This window comes from Anaerotalea alkaliphila, assembly GCF_010179735.1.
GTDB lineage: Bacteria > Bacillota > Clostridia > Lachnospirales > Vallitaleaceae > Anaerotalea > Anaerotalea alkaliphila.
In genome coordinates this window covers 82,268-97,918 of the sequence record NZ_JAAEEH010000003.1, presented here as the reverse complement: position 1 = coordinate 97,918, position 15,651 = coordinate 82,268, and the positions used below count along the sequence as shown (strand labels likewise).

General features: G+C 58.7%; 17 protein-coding genes. 1 reads left to right on the top strand and 16 read right to left on the bottom strand.

What is annotated here, in order from left to right; translation table 11 throughout:
- Nucleotides 1-61: 61 nt before the first annotated feature.
- Nucleotides 62-1,480, top strand: a complete 1,419-nt coding sequence (gene pyk, locus GXN74_RS02140; RefSeq protein ID WP_162369277.1) for a pyruvate kinase — start codon at nt 62-64, stop codon at nt 1,478-1,480.
- Here the strand turns inward: pyk and folK are convergent.
- The 16 genes from folK to GXN74_RS02060 all read right to left on the bottom strand — a co-directional run bounded on the left by folK (nt 1,477) and on the right by GXN74_RS02060 (nt 15,569).
- Nucleotides 1,477-2,283: a 2-amino-4-hydroxy-6-hydroxymethyldihydropteridine diphosphokinase gene (gene folK / locus GXN74_RS02135; RefSeq protein WP_162369276.1), complete on the bottom strand. Its 807-nt coding sequence runs from the start codon at nt 2,281-2,283 to the stop codon at nt 1,477-1,479. The genes pyk and folK overlap by 4 nt on opposite strands.
- The gene (gene folP / locus GXN74_RS02130) at nt 2,273-3,139 is read right to left on the bottom strand and encodes a dihydropteroate synthase (RefSeq protein ID WP_162369275.1); all 867 of its coding nucleotides are present in this window, start codon (nt 3,137-3,139) and stop codon (nt 2,273-2,275) included. The genes folK and folP overlap by 11 nt, the downstream gene beginning before the upstream one ends.
- 4 nt (nt 3,140-3,143) lie before the next feature.
- Nucleotides 3,144-3,626, bottom strand: coding sequence for an HD domain-containing protein (locus GXN74_RS02125; RefSeq protein ID WP_162369274.1), 483 nt, complete (start codon nt 3,624-3,626; stop codon nt 3,144-3,146).
- Nucleotides 3,614-4,399 (bottom strand): aminotransferase class IV, encoded by a 786-nt coding sequence (locus GXN74_RS02120; RefSeq protein ID WP_162369273.1) that lies wholly within the window; start codon nt 4,397-4,399, stop codon nt 3,614-3,616. The genes GXN74_RS02125 and GXN74_RS02120 overlap by 13 nt, the downstream gene beginning before the upstream one ends.
- Complete coding sequence (gene pabB / locus GXN74_RS02115; protein ID WP_162369272.1) at nt 4,380-5,789, bottom strand: aminodeoxychorismate synthase component I; 1,410 nt, start codon at nt 5,787-5,789, stop codon at nt 4,380-4,382. The genes GXN74_RS02120 and pabB overlap by 20 nt, the downstream gene beginning before the upstream one ends.
- A complete protein-coding gene (locus tag GXN74_RS02110; protein WP_162369271.1) occupies nt 5,786-6,373 on the bottom strand; it encodes an anthranilate synthase component II in 588 nt (195 codons plus the stop codon). The genes pabB and GXN74_RS02110 overlap by 4 nt, the downstream gene beginning before the upstream one ends.
- Nucleotides 6,357-6,938: a GTP cyclohydrolase I FolE gene (gene folE / locus GXN74_RS02105; RefSeq protein ID WP_246208553.1), complete on the bottom strand. Its 582-nt coding sequence runs from the start codon at nt 6,936-6,938 to the stop codon at nt 6,357-6,359. The genes GXN74_RS02110 and folE overlap by 17 nt, the downstream gene beginning before the upstream one ends.
- A 122-nt stretch (nt 6,939-7,060) precedes the next feature.
- The gene (locus tag GXN74_RS02100; RefSeq protein ID WP_162369270.1) at nt 7,061-7,672 is read right to left on the bottom strand and encodes a V-type ATP synthase subunit D; all 612 of its coding nucleotides are present in this window, start codon (nt 7,670-7,672) and stop codon (nt 7,061-7,063) included.
- Nucleotides 7,673-7,674: 2 nt separating this feature from the next.
- Nucleotides 7,675-9,072, bottom strand: coding sequence for a V-type ATP synthase subunit B (locus tag GXN74_RS02095; protein WP_162369269.1), 1,398 nt, complete (start codon nt 9,070-9,072; stop codon nt 7,675-7,677).
- On the bottom strand, nt 9,069-10,859 hold the full coding sequence (locus GXN74_RS02090; RefSeq protein ID WP_162369268.1) for a V-type ATP synthase subunit A: 1,791 nt from the start codon (nt 10,857-10,859) through the stop codon (nt 9,069-9,071). The genes GXN74_RS02095 and GXN74_RS02090 overlap by 4 nt, the downstream gene beginning before the upstream one ends.
- A gap of 14 nt (nt 10,860-10,873) precedes the next feature.
- Nucleotides 10,874-11,470, bottom strand: a complete 597-nt coding sequence (locus tag GXN74_RS02085) for a V-type ATP synthase subunit E (RefSeq protein ID WP_162369267.1) — start codon at nt 11,468-11,470, stop codon at nt 10,874-10,876.
- Nucleotides 11,471-11,479: 9 nt separating this feature from the next.
- A complete protein-coding gene (locus tag GXN74_RS02080; RefSeq protein WP_162369266.1) occupies nt 11,480-11,788 on the bottom strand; it encodes a V-type ATP synthase subunit F in 309 nt (102 codons plus the stop codon).
- Between the two features lie 27 nt (nt 11,789-11,815).
- On the bottom strand, nt 11,816-12,241 hold the full coding sequence (locus tag GXN74_RS02075; protein WP_162369265.1) for an ATP synthase subunit C: 426 nt from the start codon (nt 12,239-12,241) through the stop codon (nt 11,816-11,818).
- An 18-nt stretch (nt 12,242-12,259) separates the two neighbouring features.
- The gene (locus tag GXN74_RS02070; protein ID WP_162369264.1) at nt 12,260-14,170 is read right to left on the bottom strand and encodes a V-type ATPase 116kDa subunit family protein; all 1,911 of its coding nucleotides are present in this window, start codon (nt 14,168-14,170) and stop codon (nt 12,260-12,262) included.
- Nucleotides 14,171-14,197: 27 nt separating this feature from the next.
- Nucleotides 14,198-15,253 carry a V-type ATPase subunit gene (locus GXN74_RS02065; protein ID WP_162369263.1) on the bottom strand — a complete coding sequence of 352 codons (1,056 nt, stop codon included), beginning with the start codon at nt 15,251-15,253 and terminating at the stop codon, nt 14,198-14,200.
- Nucleotides 15,254-15,257: 4 nt separating this feature from the next.
- Entirely contained in the window at nt 15,258-15,569 is a 312-nt protein-coding gene (locus tag GXN74_RS02060; protein WP_162369262.1) for a hypothetical protein, read from the bottom strand.
- Nucleotides 15,570-15,651: the final 82 nt, after the last annotated feature.

The window sequence follows — 15,651 nt, the reverse complement described above, 5'->3', positions numbered from 1 at the left end:
CACCCCTTTTCATGTATAATAGTGCATGAGTTTAAATACATATAAAACGAGGAGATTCCGTATGACGAAAACCAAAATCATTTGTACCATCGGACCCGCATGCGACAACAAGGAGACGCTCTCCCAGCTTGTCTTGAACGGATTGAGCATCGCCCGCATCAACCTTTCGCACAATACCGGAGACACCGCCAAAGTCATGATCGACCTCATCAAGGAGGTCCGCGAGGAGCTGGGTGAGCCTGTTGCCATCCTTTTGGACACCAGGGGACCCGAAATCCGCACAAAGGATTTCGTCAACGGTTCTGTGGAATTGCAGTCCGGCCAGATGATCACCGTCAGCAACGGGGACTTCGAAGGCACGGAACACGCCTTCTGCGTCAACTATCCGGAACTTTACAAGGATGTGAAGGTGGGCTCCTCCATCCTTGTGGATGACGGCCTGATCGAGATGGAAGTGGTGGCGATTGAAGGTACGGACATCCAGTGTCTGGTGAAGAACGGTGGAACCGTGAAGAACAAGAAGGGCGTGAACGTGCCCAACATCAGCCTGCAGCTCCCCATCCTTTCCGAACAGGACCGGGAGAACATGAAATTCGCCGTGGAGCAGGACGTGGATTTCATCGCAGCCTCCTTCATCCGGAACGCCCAGGATGTTCTGGAGATCCGCGCCCTGCTGGACCAGCATGGCGGCCAGGGGATCAAGATCATCTCCAAGATCGAGAACCAGGAAGGCTTGGACAACATCGATGCCATCATCGAAGCATCCGACGCCATCATGGTGGCCAGGGGAGACCTGGGTGTGGAAATCCCTCCCGAAAGGATCCCCGTCGCCCAGAAGACGATCATTGAAAAATGCAACAAGGCGGCGACCCCTGTAATCACCGCAACCCAGATGCTGGAGTCCATGATCAAGAACCCACGCCCCACCCGCGCGGAAGTCTCCGACGTGGCCAATGCGGTGCTGGACGGTACGGATGCCATCATGCTTTCCGGCGAGACGGCCGCAGGAGCCTATCCCGTGAACGCGGTGTCCATCATGCGCAAGATTGCGGCATCCGCCGAGGAGACCATCGACTACGAGCTGGTCTTCCAGAAGATCGTGAGCATGCGGGAGAAGAGCGTCACCAACGCGGTGAGCTATGCCACTTGCAGCACGGCCATGTATCTGGGCGCAAAGGCCATCATCTCCCCCACCGTCAGCGGACGCACGGCTCTGATGCTTTCCATGTTCCGCCCCAAGGTTCCGGTGTTCGCCACCACGACCAACGCGCAGACCCAGCGGCAGATGCAGCTGTACTGGGGCGTGAAGCCCATCCTGATGATGAAGGAATCCTCTTCCGACATCCTGTTTTACAAGTCCGTGGAAGTCGCAAAGAAGATGGGCTATCTGAAATCCCAGGACCTGGTGGTCATCACCGCCGGCGTGCCTTTGGGCGTCACCGGCAAGACCAACCTGATGAAAGTCCAGGAAGTGGATTAAGGCCAGAGGTCCCCGATCCGTTTCCTTTCCAGCGGATGGAGCACGTAGGGGGCAATCTCCTTCAAGGGCTCCATCACAAATCCCCTTTCCAGCATTCTAGGATGGGGAACAATCAAATCCCCTCCCTCCAGAACCAGGTCGTCGTACAGCAGGATGTCCAGGTCGATGGTCCGGGGACCCCAACGGATGATGCGCTCCCTATGGAGCGCATTTTCCATTTCCTGGAGCTTTTCCAGCAATACGGCAGGCTCCAGCAGGGTCCGCAGCTCCACCACCCCATTGATGAAGGGGCCTTGCTCCAGGTAGCCCACCGGTTCCGTTTCCACCAACGTGGAGCAACGGCCCAGCCGGATTCCCCTCTCCTTCCCCATCCTCTCCAGCGCCTGCCGGATCGTCTCCTCCCGGTCCCCCAGGTTGGAGCCCAATGCCACATAAGCCCGGTGCCACTTCCTGCGCACCTGCACCGCCGGATACTCCAGGTGCAGATGGATGGGGGCACGGGGCTTTTTCACCGTCAGCAGGATCTCCCGGATCTGGGGATGCCCCTCCAGCAGGGCGTGGCAGACATTCTCCGCCGCCGCCTCGATCAGCTGGCAGGTGTCCTTCCGGAAGGCTTCCAACGCCTCCCGGCTCAGATGGCCGTAGTGCAGGGTTCCTTCCAGCCGGTCCGTCAAGCCTGCCGACTGCAGGTCCAAAAAGACCTCCATGTCCAGGATGAATTTCTGTCCCATGCTTGTCTCCTCCGGCAGGACGCCATGAAAGGCGAACACCTCCAGGCCTTTGATGATGATCCTATCCTCCATGGGATCCACTCTCCCCTCCGCTCCCCGCCGCCAGGACGGCTTCCGTCATCCGCAGGGCCCGCACATTCTCCTTCACGTCATGCACACGGAAAACCGTGCATCCAGACATCCGTCCAAGGACGGTGGTGGCCAGGGTTCCCTCCAGGCGCTGGTCTACAGGCAGGTCCAGCGTAAGTCCGATCACGGATTTCCTGGACGTGCCCAGCAGCACGGGATGCCCCATGGCCACGAACCTGTCCAGGTGCTTCATCACCAGCAGGTTCTGTTCCCGCGTCTTTGCGAACCCCACACCCGGATCCAGCAGGATGTCCTCTTCCCGGATCCCCGCCTCCCGGGCGATGGATAGGCTTTCCAACAATTCCCTGCAGACAAGCTCCACATAGGCCTGGGGTTCCAGGTTCCGGTAGACGTCCAGACCTTCCGGTTCCCTGTTGTGCATCAGGCAGCAGACCACCCGGTGCCTTGCGCACACCCGGGCCATTTCCTTGTCCCGCTTGAATCCCCAGACGTCGTTGACCATGTCCGCACCGGCCAGGATGGCGGCTTCCGCCACCGCCGCCTTGGAGGTGTCGATGGACAGGGGATGGCTTGTCCGTCTCCGGATCCCTTCGACCACCGGAACCACCCGGTCGATCTCCTCCTCCTCCGACAGGGGACTGTGCCCAGGACGGGTGGATTCCCCGCCGATGTCGATGATGTCCGCCCCTTCCCCGATCATTTCCATGCAACGGGCCACCGCATCCTCCACCCGGTTGAACCTTCCCCCATCGGAAAAGGAATCCGGCGTCACATTCAGGATGCCCATGACCAGGGCGCGGTCCGTCCTCTTCAGTTTCCAAGGTTTCCCTTCTGTCATCTCCCTATACCCTCCATTCCTTCTGCTTCTTCCCCTCCGGCCAGTCGCATTCCCTTGCCGCCCGGCAGAGATGGCACTGGCGGGAAAGCTTGTCCGCCCTGTAGAGGAGGCCGGAAAGGTCTTTCCTGCCGGCCGCCTCCGGATTCCCGTGCTGTGCCACCGCCTCCAGGATCTCCTTCCGCTCTTCCTCCAGGAACCCCGCCCTTTCCAGCAGGGCACGGGCAACTCCTACCCCCGCCTGGGCATGGGGCACGCCTCCCCTGTCCTCCACGGATCGCCCCACATCATGGACCAATCCGCAGGCATAGACCAGTTCCTTCTCGATCCCGACCCCTTCCTCCAGGTTCAGTATCTGTGCGATCCGGGCCACATCCATGCAGTGTCCCAACCCATGGCCGCAAAAGATCCGGTCCGCCTCCAGTTCTCCAATCCTGTCCAAGATCTCCTTGAAGGCGGGATCCCGCAGGATCCTGTTCACCCTTTCCATTCCGTCGCCTCCCCGTAATGCCGGCGGACAGCTTCCAGGACCTCCGGCCTGGGAAGCTCCCTCCCCTCCCAGGAGGACACCGCCATCACCCCCAGCACGCTGTTGGTCATGATCACCCCTTCCGACGCCGCAAACGCCTCCGGACCGTAGTTTCCCTCCATCACGGCCAAGCCTTCCGGCAAACGGTTTCCCTGCCCTTCCTCCAGCAGCCATCTCCTGACGGTCCCGTCCAGCAGTCCGTTTTCCAAGGCCGGCGTATGCAGCTTCCCGTTCTGGAGGAAGAAGAGGTTGGCCGTGGTCGTTTCCGTGACGCAGCCCTTTTCGTTAAGGAAAAATGCGTCCGACCACCCCTGCCCCTTGGCCTTCCGGTTCTCCAGAAGGTTTTCCAGATAGTTCAGGCTCTTGATCCGGACCGCCGGCGAGAGGCTGTTCTTGCCCACCGACGAAGGTCCCAGGACCGCCCCCTGGGCGTAGTCCGACTGCCTGTAGGGATTGGGCCTTGCGGAAAAGACCGTATTCTTCTCGGACACGGCCACCTTCAGCACCTGCCCCCGGCAGGAGAGCAGCTCCACCGCCTGTTCCACTTCCCAGGGCTCCACCCGGCGGCCGATTCCCAGAACATCCAGGGCCCGGTGGAGGCGTTCCAGGTGCATCCTCAGGAACACCGGCGGCGCCTCCGCCAGAAGGGTCTCGAATGCCCCGTATCCGAAAAAGTAGCCTCCGTCCAACTCCACCTTGGGGTCGTCCGTCTTCCTACCGTTGATGATCCACATGGGGTTCCTCCTCCTTCGCTTCCAGTGTCTTGAACAGTGCGGCGGCCTTGTCCAGGGTCTCCTGGTATTCCGCCGCGGGATCCGATTCCCAGGTCACGCCTCCTCCTACCCCCAGATAGGCCTGGCCATCCTTCAACAGGATGGTCCGGATGGCGATGTTCAGGTCCACCGACCCGTCGAAGCCCAGGTAGCCGATGCATCCCGTATACAGGCCCCTTTGGTGGCGCTCCAGTTCCGCGATGATCTCCATGGCCCTGCGCTTGGGCGCTCCCGTGATGGAGCCTCCGGGAAAGCAGGCCCGCACGCAGTCCAGGGGGCTTTTCCCCTCCTCCAGCAATCCCGTGACCCCCGCCACCAGATGGTGGACGGTGGCATAGGACTCGATGGTGAACAGGTCCTTCACCTCCACCGACCCCGGACGGCAGACCTTGCTCAGGTCGTTCCGTTCCAGGTCCACGATCATCAGAAGCTCCGACCGGTCCTTTCCGCTTTCTTCCAAAGCCTTCCTGTTCTCCTGGTCCTCCCCGGGAGTCCTCCCCCGGGGCCGGGTCCCTTTGATGGGCCGGGTCTCCACCCTGCCCTGCCTGATCTCCAGGAAGCGTTCCGGCGAGGAGGAAAGGACGGCGAATCCCTCCAAAGGAAGAAAAGCCCCGAAAGGGGCGCTGTTGAAGCTCCGCAGCCTCCGGTAGGCGGCGAAGGGGTCGCCGGCATAGGAGCCTCGGAAGGTGTGGGTCAGGTTTCCGATATAGATGTGCCCGTCCAGGATGTAGGAGCGCATCCGATCCACCGCCTCCATATAGGCTTCCGGGGTGAACGGGGAGGTGAAGGTGCCGCCTCCTTCCGTCCATTCCTTCCCTTCTCCGGATTTTCCGGCTTCACGGGCCTTTAGGATCTTTCCGATCCCATCGATGGACTCCGCCGGATCCGCCAGCACGCCCATGGCTGTAAGCCAAGTCCTTTTCTCCCGTCGGTCCATCACCACAAGGTTGTCGTAGAAAACCCAGTAAGCCTGGGGAATCTCCACCAGGGACCGGGAAGGAGGAAGGCCCTGCTCCATTTCCCCGGACAGGTCGTAGGCGAAATATCCCAGGGCGCCCCCCGCCAGGGGAAGCCCTTCCACCGGCTCCAGGGGATGCATCTCCAGAAGCTTCTGCAATTCCTGGAAGACGTCCCCCCCCAGGACGCTGGCATTTCCCTGGGCGTCCTCCAGCAGCACCCTCCCCTCCCGGACCTGCAACCGCTGGAAAGGATGGAGTCCGATGATGGAAAACCGTCCCAGTTCCCCTTCCCGGGCGCTGTCCAGAAAAATGACTTCCCTTCCGGCCAACGCACCATAGACCGCATCCGGTTCCAGGGATGTATGGAATTCTTCAATTCTTGGTTCTCTCATTTCCTGCACCTGCCCACAAAGTTATTCAGCAGCGCGTGCCCATGCTCCGTCAGCACCGCTTCCGGATGGAACTGGACCCCTTCCAGGAGGAGTCCGCTGTTCCGGATCCCCATCACCGCCCCGTCCTCCGCCCGGGCGGTGATCTCAAGTCCGGCCGGCAAGTTCCGGGGGTCCACCACCAGGGAATGGTAGCGGGTCGCCAGGAATCCGTCGGGGATTCCCCGGAACACCCCTTTCCCGTCATGGAGGATCCGTGTCACCTTGCCGTGCATGGGCTTGTCCCCCCTGCGGATGGTGGCCCCCAGCACATGGGCGATGGTCTGGTGCCCCAGGCAGATGCCCAGGATGGGGACCCGACCGGCCAGGTTCCGGACCAGCTCCCGTGTGGGACCTGTCTGGAGGGGACTCTTGGGACCGGGGGAGAGTACGATGCCCACCGGGTCCATGGACCGGATGTCTTCTGGAGAAATCCGGTCATGGGAAAGGACCACCATGTCCTCCCCCAGTTCCTTGAAATAGCGGACCAGGTTGTAGGTGAAGGAATCATGGTGGTCGATCATCAGGAACTTATTTGTATAGCGCATAGAACTTGTTCTTCAGGTCGGGATCCGTCTTGAAGCGTCCGCGGAAAGTGGTCGTCAGTGTCCTGGTTCCCGGTTTCCGGATCCCCCGGGTGGTCATGCAGCTGTGCTCCGCTTCCACGACCACAGCCACATCCTCTGTGTCCAGGATCAGGGAAAGCACATGGGCGATGTCGGATCCGATCCGCTCCTGGAGCTGCAGGCGTTTTCCCACCATGTCCACCGCTCGGGCCACCTTGCTCAGGCCGATGACCTTGGACTTGGGCACATAGGCCACCGTCGCCTTCATGTTGTACATCAGGGCGATGTGGTGCTCGCAGTAACTGAAGAATCCGATGTCCTTCATGAGCACAAGGTCCTCATGCATTTCCTCCAGTTCCAGCTCGTCCACAAAGGTCACATCCAGCTGTCTGGCAATCTCCTCGTTGGAGAGGTGGATGGAGGCGAAAACCTCCTGGTACATGCCGGCCACCCGGGCGGGGGTGTCCCTTAGGCCTTCCCGGTCGGGGTCTTCCCCGATGGCCTCCAGGATTCCCCGCACGTGCATGATAATCTTCTCTTTATCCATAGGAACTCCCAACCCCTTGAAAAGGGGCATCATTTGATCTGTTTTGTCGTGAATACCCAGCTATTATATCACAGAACCCCCGGGGAATCCATAGGTAGAAAAAGCGCGCATTCCTGCGCGCCTCACCTTCTTGTCTTGATGGTTTTCAGACGGGAGAACTCCTCCCTTTCCTTTTCCTCCAGGAAGTTCTGGATCTCCTTGGTGATTTTCTCATATTTGGGGATGGTCACATTCTTCAAGGCGTTGGCCCTCTTCTGCGTCCTCTTGATGTTCACGGCCAGACGGTAGATGGCGTTCTCCACCTCCGCCAGCTGCATGCTGAGCATCTTCACCCGCTCGAAATTGTTGTGGGCCTCATCCAAGGATACGGTGGTCCGGGCGAATCCATACATGGGGATCCGCCGGTTCTCCAGCTTGTTTAGAACCGGGATTTCCACCCCCATGATGCTCCGCACCTTGACTTCGATACGGTCCTCTTCCTGGACGGAGTTTCCGATCTGCTCCACCGTGTGGATGCCCATCTTGATGTTGGCGTCCTGGAGCGCCTTGTACGCGGCGCTGAAGGTGGAGTCGATCTGGCTTTGGATCGTCTGGGCGGTGTCGATTAGTTCCATCATCTCCCGCACCAGGATGTTCCTTTTCTTGTCCAGAAGTCCGTACCCCTGTTGGGACAAGGCCAGGGTGTTCTTTGCCACGATGAGGTTCCCCTTGGTGGGAAAAAGGGTATTGTCCATTTCTAATCACGATCCTTTGTCTTCGGCTTGTGGTGCCGGTCCAAACGTTCTTCCGTCAGACGGTCCAGTTCCCCTCTGGGCAGGATTCCCAGCAGGTCCCATCCGATGTCCAAGGTGTCTTCGATGACCCGGTTCTCCTCCTGGGTCTGTGCGACGAACTGTTCCTCGAATGCTTTCCCGAATTCCATGTACAGCTTGTCCGTGGGGGACAGCTCGTCCTCGCCGATGACCGCCGCCAGGGCTTTCACCTCCTGCACCTTCGCATAGCTGGCGAAAAGCTGGTTCACCACGTCCGGATGGTCTTCCCGGGTGTACCCCTCCCCGATGCCGTCCTTCATCAGGCGGGAGAGGGACGGAAGCACGATGATGGGGGGATAGATCCCCTTCTGGTGCAGGCTCCTGTCCAGAACCACCTGGCCCTCGGTGATGTAGCCCGTAAGGTCGGGGATGGGGTGGGTGATGTCGTCGTTCGGCATGGTGAGTATGGGAATCTGGGTGATGGAGCCTTCCCTGTCCTTCAGCATGCCGGCGCGCTCGTACAGGGATGCCAGGTCGCTGTAGGTGTATCCGGGATACCCTTTCCTGCTGGGGATTTCCCCCTTGGAGGAGGAGATCTCCCGGATGGCCTCACAGTAGGAGGTCATGTCCGTCAGCACGACCAGCACGTGCATGTTGTGCTCGAAGGCCAGGTATTCCGCGGCTGTCAGGGCGCACCGGGGGGTGACGATCCTTTCCACCACAGGGTCGTTGGCCAGGTTCATGAACATGACCACATTGTCCAGGACCCCGCTTTCCTCGAAGCTCTTCCTGAAATATTGGGCCACGTCGTTCTTCACGCCCATGGCGGCAAAGACCACGGCGAAGCGCTGGTCCCCGTTGCCATGGCTCCTGATCTGTGCCTGCTTCACGATCTGCACCGCCAGCGCGTCATGGGGCAGCCCGTTGCCGGAGAAGACCGGCAGCTTCTGCCCCCGGATCAGGGTGGTCAATCCGTCGATGGCGGAGATGCCCGTCTGGATGAAGTCCCGGGGGTATTTTCTGGAGATGGGGTTGATGGGGTTCCCGTTCACATCCCAGTGCACCTGGGGAAAGATGGGACCCAGGCCGTCGATGGGTCTTCCAAGGCCGTCCATTGTCCTTCCCAGGATTTCCTTGGAGAGGGGAATCTCCAGCGCCTTCCCCTGGAACCGTGTCCGGGTGTTGGAATTGGAGATGCCCGTGGTGCCCTCGAAGACCTGGATTACGGCCACGTCCTCCCGGATCTCGATGACCCTGCCCCTGCGCCTTTCCCCGTTGGCCAGCTGGATGTCCACCATTTCCTCGTAGGAGGCGTCCCGGACCCCTTCCAGTACGATGAGGGATCCGGCGACTTCCCGCACGCCTAAATATTCTATGCTCATGAGCTTCTCGTCCTTTCAAACCCTCTGTAGCTTTCAATGACCTCGTCGCATACCGTGTCGATCTTCTCATGGAGGGCCACGAAGGGGGTCAAGTCTTGGTTGAGGATGGCATACTTCATTTTCACCAACTCATCCAGCAGTCCGGTCTTGCGGATTTGGGAAACCGGAATCCCCGCCTCCACCACATTCCGCATCCTTCTTTGCACATGGAGGATGATCCGCATCATCTTGTACTGTTTCTGGATGGTCACGAAGGTGTCCACGTCATGGAAGATGTTCTGTTGCAGGAAGCCAACCCGGATCAGCTTGGCCACCTCCAGGGTCAGCTTCTGCTCTTCCGGCAGGATGTCCGATCCGATCAGCTTCACGATTTCCATCAGCTTGCTTTCCTCCTGGAGGATCCGGAGGATTTCCTTCCGGTTGGCCTGGAACCCTTCCGCCACCTCCTTCTCATACCATGGCTCCAGCAGCTCCGTGTACTCGCTGTAGCTGGTCAGCCAATGGATGGCCGGATAATGCCTGGAATAGGCCAACTGCCTGTCCAAAGCCCAGAAGCAGCGGATGAAACGCTTGGTGTTCTGGGTGACCGGCTCGGAGAAATCCCCTCCCTGGGGGGATACGGCGCCGATGATGCTGACGGAGCCTTCCGACCTGTTCAGGTTCTCCACATAGCCTGCCCGCTCGTAGAACTGGGAAAGCCTGGAGGGCAGGTACGCCGGAAACCCCTCTTCCGCCGGCATCTCTTCCAGTCGGCCGGAGATCTCCCGCAGGGCTTCCGCCCAACGGGATGTGGAGTCCGCCATGATGGCCACATGGTATCCCATGTCCCTGTAGTATTCCGCAATGGTGATGCCGGTGTAGATGGAAGCTTCCCTGGCCGCCACTGGCATGTTGGAGGTGTTTGCGATGAGGATTGTCCTTTCCATCAGAGGCCTTCCGGAACGGGGGTCAGTCAGTTTGGGGAAATCCTCCAGCACTTCGGTGATCTCATTCCCCCGCTCTCCGCAGCCGATGTAGACGATCAGGTCCGCATCGCTCCACTTGGCCAGCTGGTGCTGGGTCATGGTTTTTCCGGTCCCGAAGCTTCCAGGCACCGCAGCCGCTCCTCCCTTGGCGATGGGAAAGAGGGTGTCGATGACCCTCTGTCCCGTCACCAGCGGTTTGGTAAGCGGGTGTCGCAGACGGAACGGCCGGGGTTTCCGGACCGGCCAGCGTTGGCAGAGGGACAGGGAGACCAGCTCGCTGAACCTGTTCTTGATGGTGACCACCGTGTCGTTCACCTTGTATTCCCCATCCGGAACGGTCTCCACCACGGTTCCTCCCATGCCGGGAGGGACCATGACCCTATGGGTCAGCAGCCCCGTCTCGGGGACAAGGGCGTAGACGACCCCTTCCTCCAGCTGTTGCCCCACCTTCACCGTTATTTCCACGTCCCAGTAGCGTTCCGGATCCAGGGACTGGGTGTCCAGCCCGCGGCCGATGAAAGGACCGGTAAGGGCTTCCAGCGTAGGCAGGGGACGCTGGATGCCGTCGAAGACGCCTCCCACGATGCCGGGACCCAGCTGCAGGGACATGGGCTCTTCCGAAGAGTACACCGGTTCCCCCACCTTGAGTCCCGTGGTGTTCTCGTAGACCTGCACGATCACATTGTCCCTGTTGATGGCAATGACCTCGCCGATCAGTTTCTGCCAGCCCACGTACACCATCTCCATCATCTCGAAAGCCCTGCTGCCTCCGATTGTCAGGACCGGCCCGTTGACGCCGACGATCTTTCCTTTCTCTTTCAATCCATCCACCACCTTTACTCGATCGACAAGTCGCAGTTTTTCATGAATTCATCCCTTTGGCTTTCCAGCCTTTTGGCAAAAGAGTCATCGATGAAAATATTGCGCGCCGCATCATAGATTTTGCAGCCGCCGATCATGTTCGCATTCCTGTCCTCCACCGTCACCAGCACCTTGTACTTGTCTTTGATCTCTTCCGCCAGGACCGCGTCCTGGGCGGACAGGTAGACCGTCACCTGTTCCTTCCCTGTGGCCGCCAGGTTCCTGTCCAACATTCCCATCAGATACTCCTTGTAGGCATCCGACGCGGCGAAAGCCGCCAATTCCTTTTCGGCCCCCCGGAAGACGCTGTCGATGATTTCCGTCCTCTTGTGGAGCAGCTTCCCCCTGTTTTCCATCTTCTTCTTGGACTGCAGCTCGTTGATTTCCCTTTCAACCTTGCGCATGCCTTCCTGGATGATTTCGTAGGCTTGGGCCAGATATTCCTCTTCCTTCTTTTCGTAGACCAAGGCGTTTTCCTTTTCGAATTCCGACAGGATCTTTGCCTTCTTCTCCTGGACCTCCGCCATGATGTCCCGGGCGAACTCCGCTATCTTTTCATCCATTTTGCTCATTTGAACACCTCACAACTTCAGACCGATGGCTTCCCGCACATATTTGGTGATGGAATCGGCTGTACGCACGGTTCCATGCCTGTCGGGTATTTCCACCACAAGGGGCAAATGGTATTCCAGCTTGATCTGTGTAATCTTCTCCGGAACCAGCTTGCCCAGTTTTTCTGTAACCAGCAGGATCCCAACGCTCCGGTCCAAAACCACCTGGTCGATGGCCCTCTGGACTTCTTCCTTCTCGTGGACGACGACCCCCTCCACCCCCGCCAGACGCATGCCTGTCAGGGTGTCGATGTTGTCGCTGATCAAGAACATCCGCATGCTATCATCCCCGCTTTTCTGTCCCTTTTAGTTGCCCAGGATCATGATGGATACGATCAGGCCGTAGATGGCGATCCCTTCGGAAAGTCCGACGAAGATGATCGTCTTTCCCAAAAGGGCCGGGTTCTCGCTGATGGCTCCAATGGCCGCCGCGGCGGAAACGGAAACCGCAATCCCCGCACCCACACTGGCGGCGCCTACGGACAGGGCAGCAGCCATGTAGCGGAGGCCGTCCGAGGAACCGGCCACCGCTGTCGCGGCATCCGCCGCCAAGGCGGTGTTTCCGCTGAGCAGCCATAAGGTCGCGCCCACCATCAGCAAGGCGAAGGCGGTGACGTTCATTCCCAGGAACCGCTTCACCTTCCTGTCTTCCACCGAATGTTTGACCGCATAGGTGCCATACCCTACGGTGATTGCCACAAGGGCCAATGCCACAATCAAAATTGTTGTCATACGAAAATCCTCCTTACGTCATCCGTTCATGTTAAAGGGTTTGAATTCAATGCCCTCTCCTGTGAAGAAGCGGCCGAACAGTTCATAATATTCCAGACGCAGTCCCTGGATGCCCACGATCATGCCTTCCAGGACGATGATCAGGATGTTGCCGAACACCATGACCGCAATGCTCCCGGCGCCCTCCATCATGTCCGAAAGCATGTGGAAGGCCATGAAGAAGGCCACATGGTTCATGGCGAAGGCTCCCACGCGGATGAAGGAGATGGTGTTGCTGAGGAACCCCAGCAGGGTCTCCATCATCTCGAAGCCGGACTCCACAAAGAATTGCCCCTTCCCTTCCGGGAACAGGTTGCCCTCCTTGGCCAGAAGCCGCTCCAATGGATGGGCCAACAGCATGATCAGGAAGGGCAGCACCAGCAGGAGCAGCACATAGGCCAACGGTATGGCCTTGGCTTGGAAGATGCGGACCCCCAGGACCAGCAGGGCCACATAAAACACCATTCCCGCCAGTCCGTTCCTGTCGAAGAGCATCTTCCCCACCTTGCCGGCCCTCCATGCGTTGAGCATGTTCAACAGCATGGCCCCCAGCAGCAGGAAGGCTCCGAAGCCCACCGCTCCCAGCAGGACCGTGGTCATCTCGTGCATGGGATGGATCAGGGGCAGGAACGGGACCAGTTCCCCGATGACCTCCTCATTCCCGAACACGGATCCGTAGACCAGGCCGAACACCGCCGACATGCCCCCCAGATACGCCATGATCCTGCCCAGCTTGACGCCTTTTTTCTTGAACAGCCACCAGCCCAGGCCGGCGATCACCAGACCTTGACCCAGGTCCCCGAACATCATGCCGAACATGAGGATGTAGGTCAGGGCCACCAGGGGGGTGGGATCCAGTTCCTTGTATCCCGGCGTGCCGTACATGGTCACCAGCGCTTCGAAAGGACGGAAGAAACCGTTGTTCTCCAGCTTGGTGGGCACAGGCGCCTTCCGGACGGCCTGGGCCTCCTCCACCATGTAGGAAACCGCATGGTGCTTTTCCAGGCTCTCCTTGAGGGCCTCCAGCCTGTTCCCCGGCACCCACCCCCCCAGGAAGAAGGCGCGTTCCGACTGGGCAAGGTACTTGTGGGCCCCGTAGACCTGGTTCAGTTGGAAAAGGAAGATGTGTATTTCCTTCAGCCGCTCCCGGTTGGTGGTGAAGAAGTCCTTGAACTGGGCCTCCACCTCCTGGATCCGGGTGTTTAGGATGGCGATCTCATGGTCCACCCTTCCCAGGGCCTCTTTGGGGTATCCCTTCACCTCGTCCGAAATCCAGATCCGCTCGAAGAACAGGGACTTGAACAGGTTGTCGATGCCTGCGCTTTCCTTCTCCGGCATGAAATACATGAGGTAGGCGAAATCCCCCTCCAGCTTCACATTGTACATGATCACCTGCCGGTCTTCGATGTACTCCTGCATCTTGAAGAAATTGGCCTTGGGCATCCGTCCGAAACGGAAATTCAGGAACCTGAAGTTGAACAGCTTGTCCACCTGTATGTTCAGGTCCTGGATGGGCAGGATCTGGTTGCGCATCTGCATCTTCCTGCTCAGGTCTTCCCTGGTGGTCTGTATTTCCTTCTGCATGCTGTTGATGACCTGCTCGTAGGACCGGATTTCTTCCTCCACGTCCTTCAACGCCATGGTGGGGCATTCCTGGTCCTTTCCACACTCGACCTTGATCCCCTCCATGGCGAACAGGTCGTCCATCTTGGCCAGCAGGGTGTCATACGGGTTTTCCGTATGCATTCCCTTGACTCCGTAATCCTCGTCCAGCACGGACAGGACATTCACCAGTTGGAGCTCGCTCCCGCCCAGGGATTGGATGAGCACGTCGTTCATCTTCTCCTTGGGACCTGCGATGCTCACGAAATGCATTTTTTCTATAGCCACGCGATTACCTCCTTTCCATGGTCCTCCCTATGCCTCCCCGCCGAAATTTCCGATCAGCATGGATTTGATCTCCTTGGGGTCCACCTGGTACCGGATGCCTTCCACCACGGTCGTGATGTTCACGATTTCCATTTCCTTCAGGAAGAGATACGCAAGCACCGGTGCGAAGGAAAAGGGTGTTTCCCGCATCCTTCTGGACATGTCTTTCGTCGTCTTCTGGTTGTACTGCCGCTCCCATTCGCTTTCGGTGAAATCAACGATTTTCATCATCCGGTGCTTCCTGGAGACGATGCGCACCACCTCTTCGGCAGAATCCGCATCGATCATCTTGTCGAAATCCTCCTTTTTCAAGGCGTAATGGTAGGGGATCAGATACAGCTGGAGAACTTCCCTGCCGACCTTGTAGTACCTTTTCCCCCGGTAGATCATCAGCACGTTCTTGAAGTCCACCTCCTGGCCCAGCATCTCCTCGATCATCTCCCGCCCGCTTCCGTTCGGGTAGGACCGGACCTGCTCGAAGGTCCGGTCGTAGTAATAGCCGTCCAGGGCCATTTCCGCCGCGAACAGGTCGATGCCGCCGTCCTCCCGGACCAACGGATTCAGGATGGGATAGAAACGGGTTCCGTGGAGCGAATCCACCAGTTCCCGGACATCGTTCGCCTTCAAAGTCTTGTTGAAGTCGATTTTGCTGTATTTGCTGATGAAGAGGATCTTCCGGTCGATTTCCGTCAGGTTGTTGCCTGTGGCAAGGATCCGGAGCATCTTCTTCAAGTCCTCGATCTCCTGTTTCCGGTACACCATCCGGTAGACGGCCTGCTCCCCGCCCTTCAGGTAGCGGGCGATCTTCAGCGCATCCCCGATCAGGGACCGGTAGAAGAGGATTTCCAGATACCCCCGGTGCACGTCGTCTTCATTCACGGTTGCCAGCGCATCCGCATAATAGGTGTTGTGCTTCAGGTAGAGGGCAACATCCCGCACGTTCCTCTTCTGCAGGAGCTGCTGGAAATCCTCCCTGGTCAGCATCTTTCCCCGCATGGCCCGGACTTTGGTGCTCAGATGGCTGTATCGAAACATATCCAGCATAGCGTCACCTCTTAAGGACTGATTCCACCAGTTCTTCTTTCCATTTATCGGCCATTTCCCTGCGCCGGTCTTCCATGGCCCGCAGGATTTTCTGGGTCTTTTCCGCTTCCCGCTCCTCGAACCGCTGGAATTCCTTCAACTCTTGCTGGCGGTAGCGTTCGATCTCCAGTTTAGCGTCCATTCCGGACTTCAGCTTCAGGGCCTTGAGCTTTTCCTGCAGTTCCTTGTCGGTCTGCTCCTTCAATTCCTTCGCCTCGTCCAGGACCGCCTGGGCCTGGTATTCGATGTCGATGATCTTCTTGATGATCTCTTCCATCCTCCGTCTCCTTTCCCTATGGATTCTGCGCTCCACGTTCCCTGGTCCATTTGGACCTGATGTTCTTAATTTAGCACATCAG

What these genes read in the sequence shown, in the direction of transcription:
- folP (WP_162369275.1), bottom strand. Translation starts at nt 3,139, where the DNA reads ATGACAGAAGGGAAACCTTGGAAACTGAAGAGGACGGACCGCGCCCTG.
- pyk (WP_162369277.1), top strand. Translation starts at nt 62, where the DNA reads ATGACGAAAACCAAAATCATTTGTACCATCGGACCCGCATGCGACAAC.
- GXN74_RS02060 (WP_162369262.1), bottom strand. Translation starts at nt 15,569, where the DNA reads ATGGAAGAGATCATCAAGAAGATCATCGACATCGAATACCAGGCCCAG.
- GXN74_RS02100 (WP_162369270.1), bottom strand. Translation starts at nt 7,672, where the DNA reads ATGGACAATACCCTTTTTCCCACCAAGGGGAACCTCATCGTGGCAAAG.
- GXN74_RS02120 (WP_162369273.1), bottom strand. Translation starts at nt 4,399, where the DNA reads ATGTGGATCATCAACGGTAGGAAGACGGACGACCCCAAGGTGGAGTTG.
- GXN74_RS02110 (WP_162369271.1), bottom strand. Translation starts at nt 6,373, where the DNA reads ATGCGCTATACAAATAAGTTCCTGATGATCGACCACCATGATTCCTTC.
- GXN74_RS02075 (WP_162369265.1), bottom strand. Translation starts at nt 12,241, where the DNA reads ATGACAACAATTTTGATTGTGGCATTGGCCCTTGTGGCAATCACCGTA.
- GXN74_RS02125 (WP_162369274.1), bottom strand. Translation starts at nt 3,626, where the DNA reads ATGGAAAGGGTGAACAGGATCCTGCGGGATCCCGCCTTCAAGGAGATC.
- GXN74_RS02065 (WP_162369263.1), bottom strand. Translation starts at nt 15,253, where the DNA reads ATGCTGGATATGTTTCGATACAGCCATCTGAGCACCAAAGTCCGGGCC.
- folE (WP_246208553.1), bottom strand. Translation starts at nt 6,938, where the DNA reads ATGGATAAAGAGAAGATTATCATGCACGTGCGGGGAATCCTGGAGGCC.
- GXN74_RS02095 (WP_162369269.1), bottom strand. Translation starts at nt 9,072, where the DNA reads ATGAGCATAGAATATTTAGGCGTGCGGGAAGTCGCCGGATCCCTCATC.
- folK (WP_162369276.1), bottom strand. Translation starts at nt 2,283, where the DNA reads ATGGAGGATAGGATCATCATCAAAGGCCTGGAGGTGTTCGCCTTTCAT.
- GXN74_RS02080 (WP_162369266.1), bottom strand. Translation starts at nt 11,788, where the DNA reads ATGCGGATGTTCTTGATCAGCGACAACATCGACACCCTGACAGGCATG.
- GXN74_RS02085 (WP_162369267.1), bottom strand. Translation starts at nt 11,470, where the DNA reads ATGAGCAAAATGGATGAAAAGATAGCGGAGTTCGCCCGGGACATCATG.
- pabB (WP_162369272.1), bottom strand. Translation starts at nt 5,789, where the DNA reads ATGAGAGAACCAAGAATTGAAGAATTCCATACATCCCTGGAACCGGAT.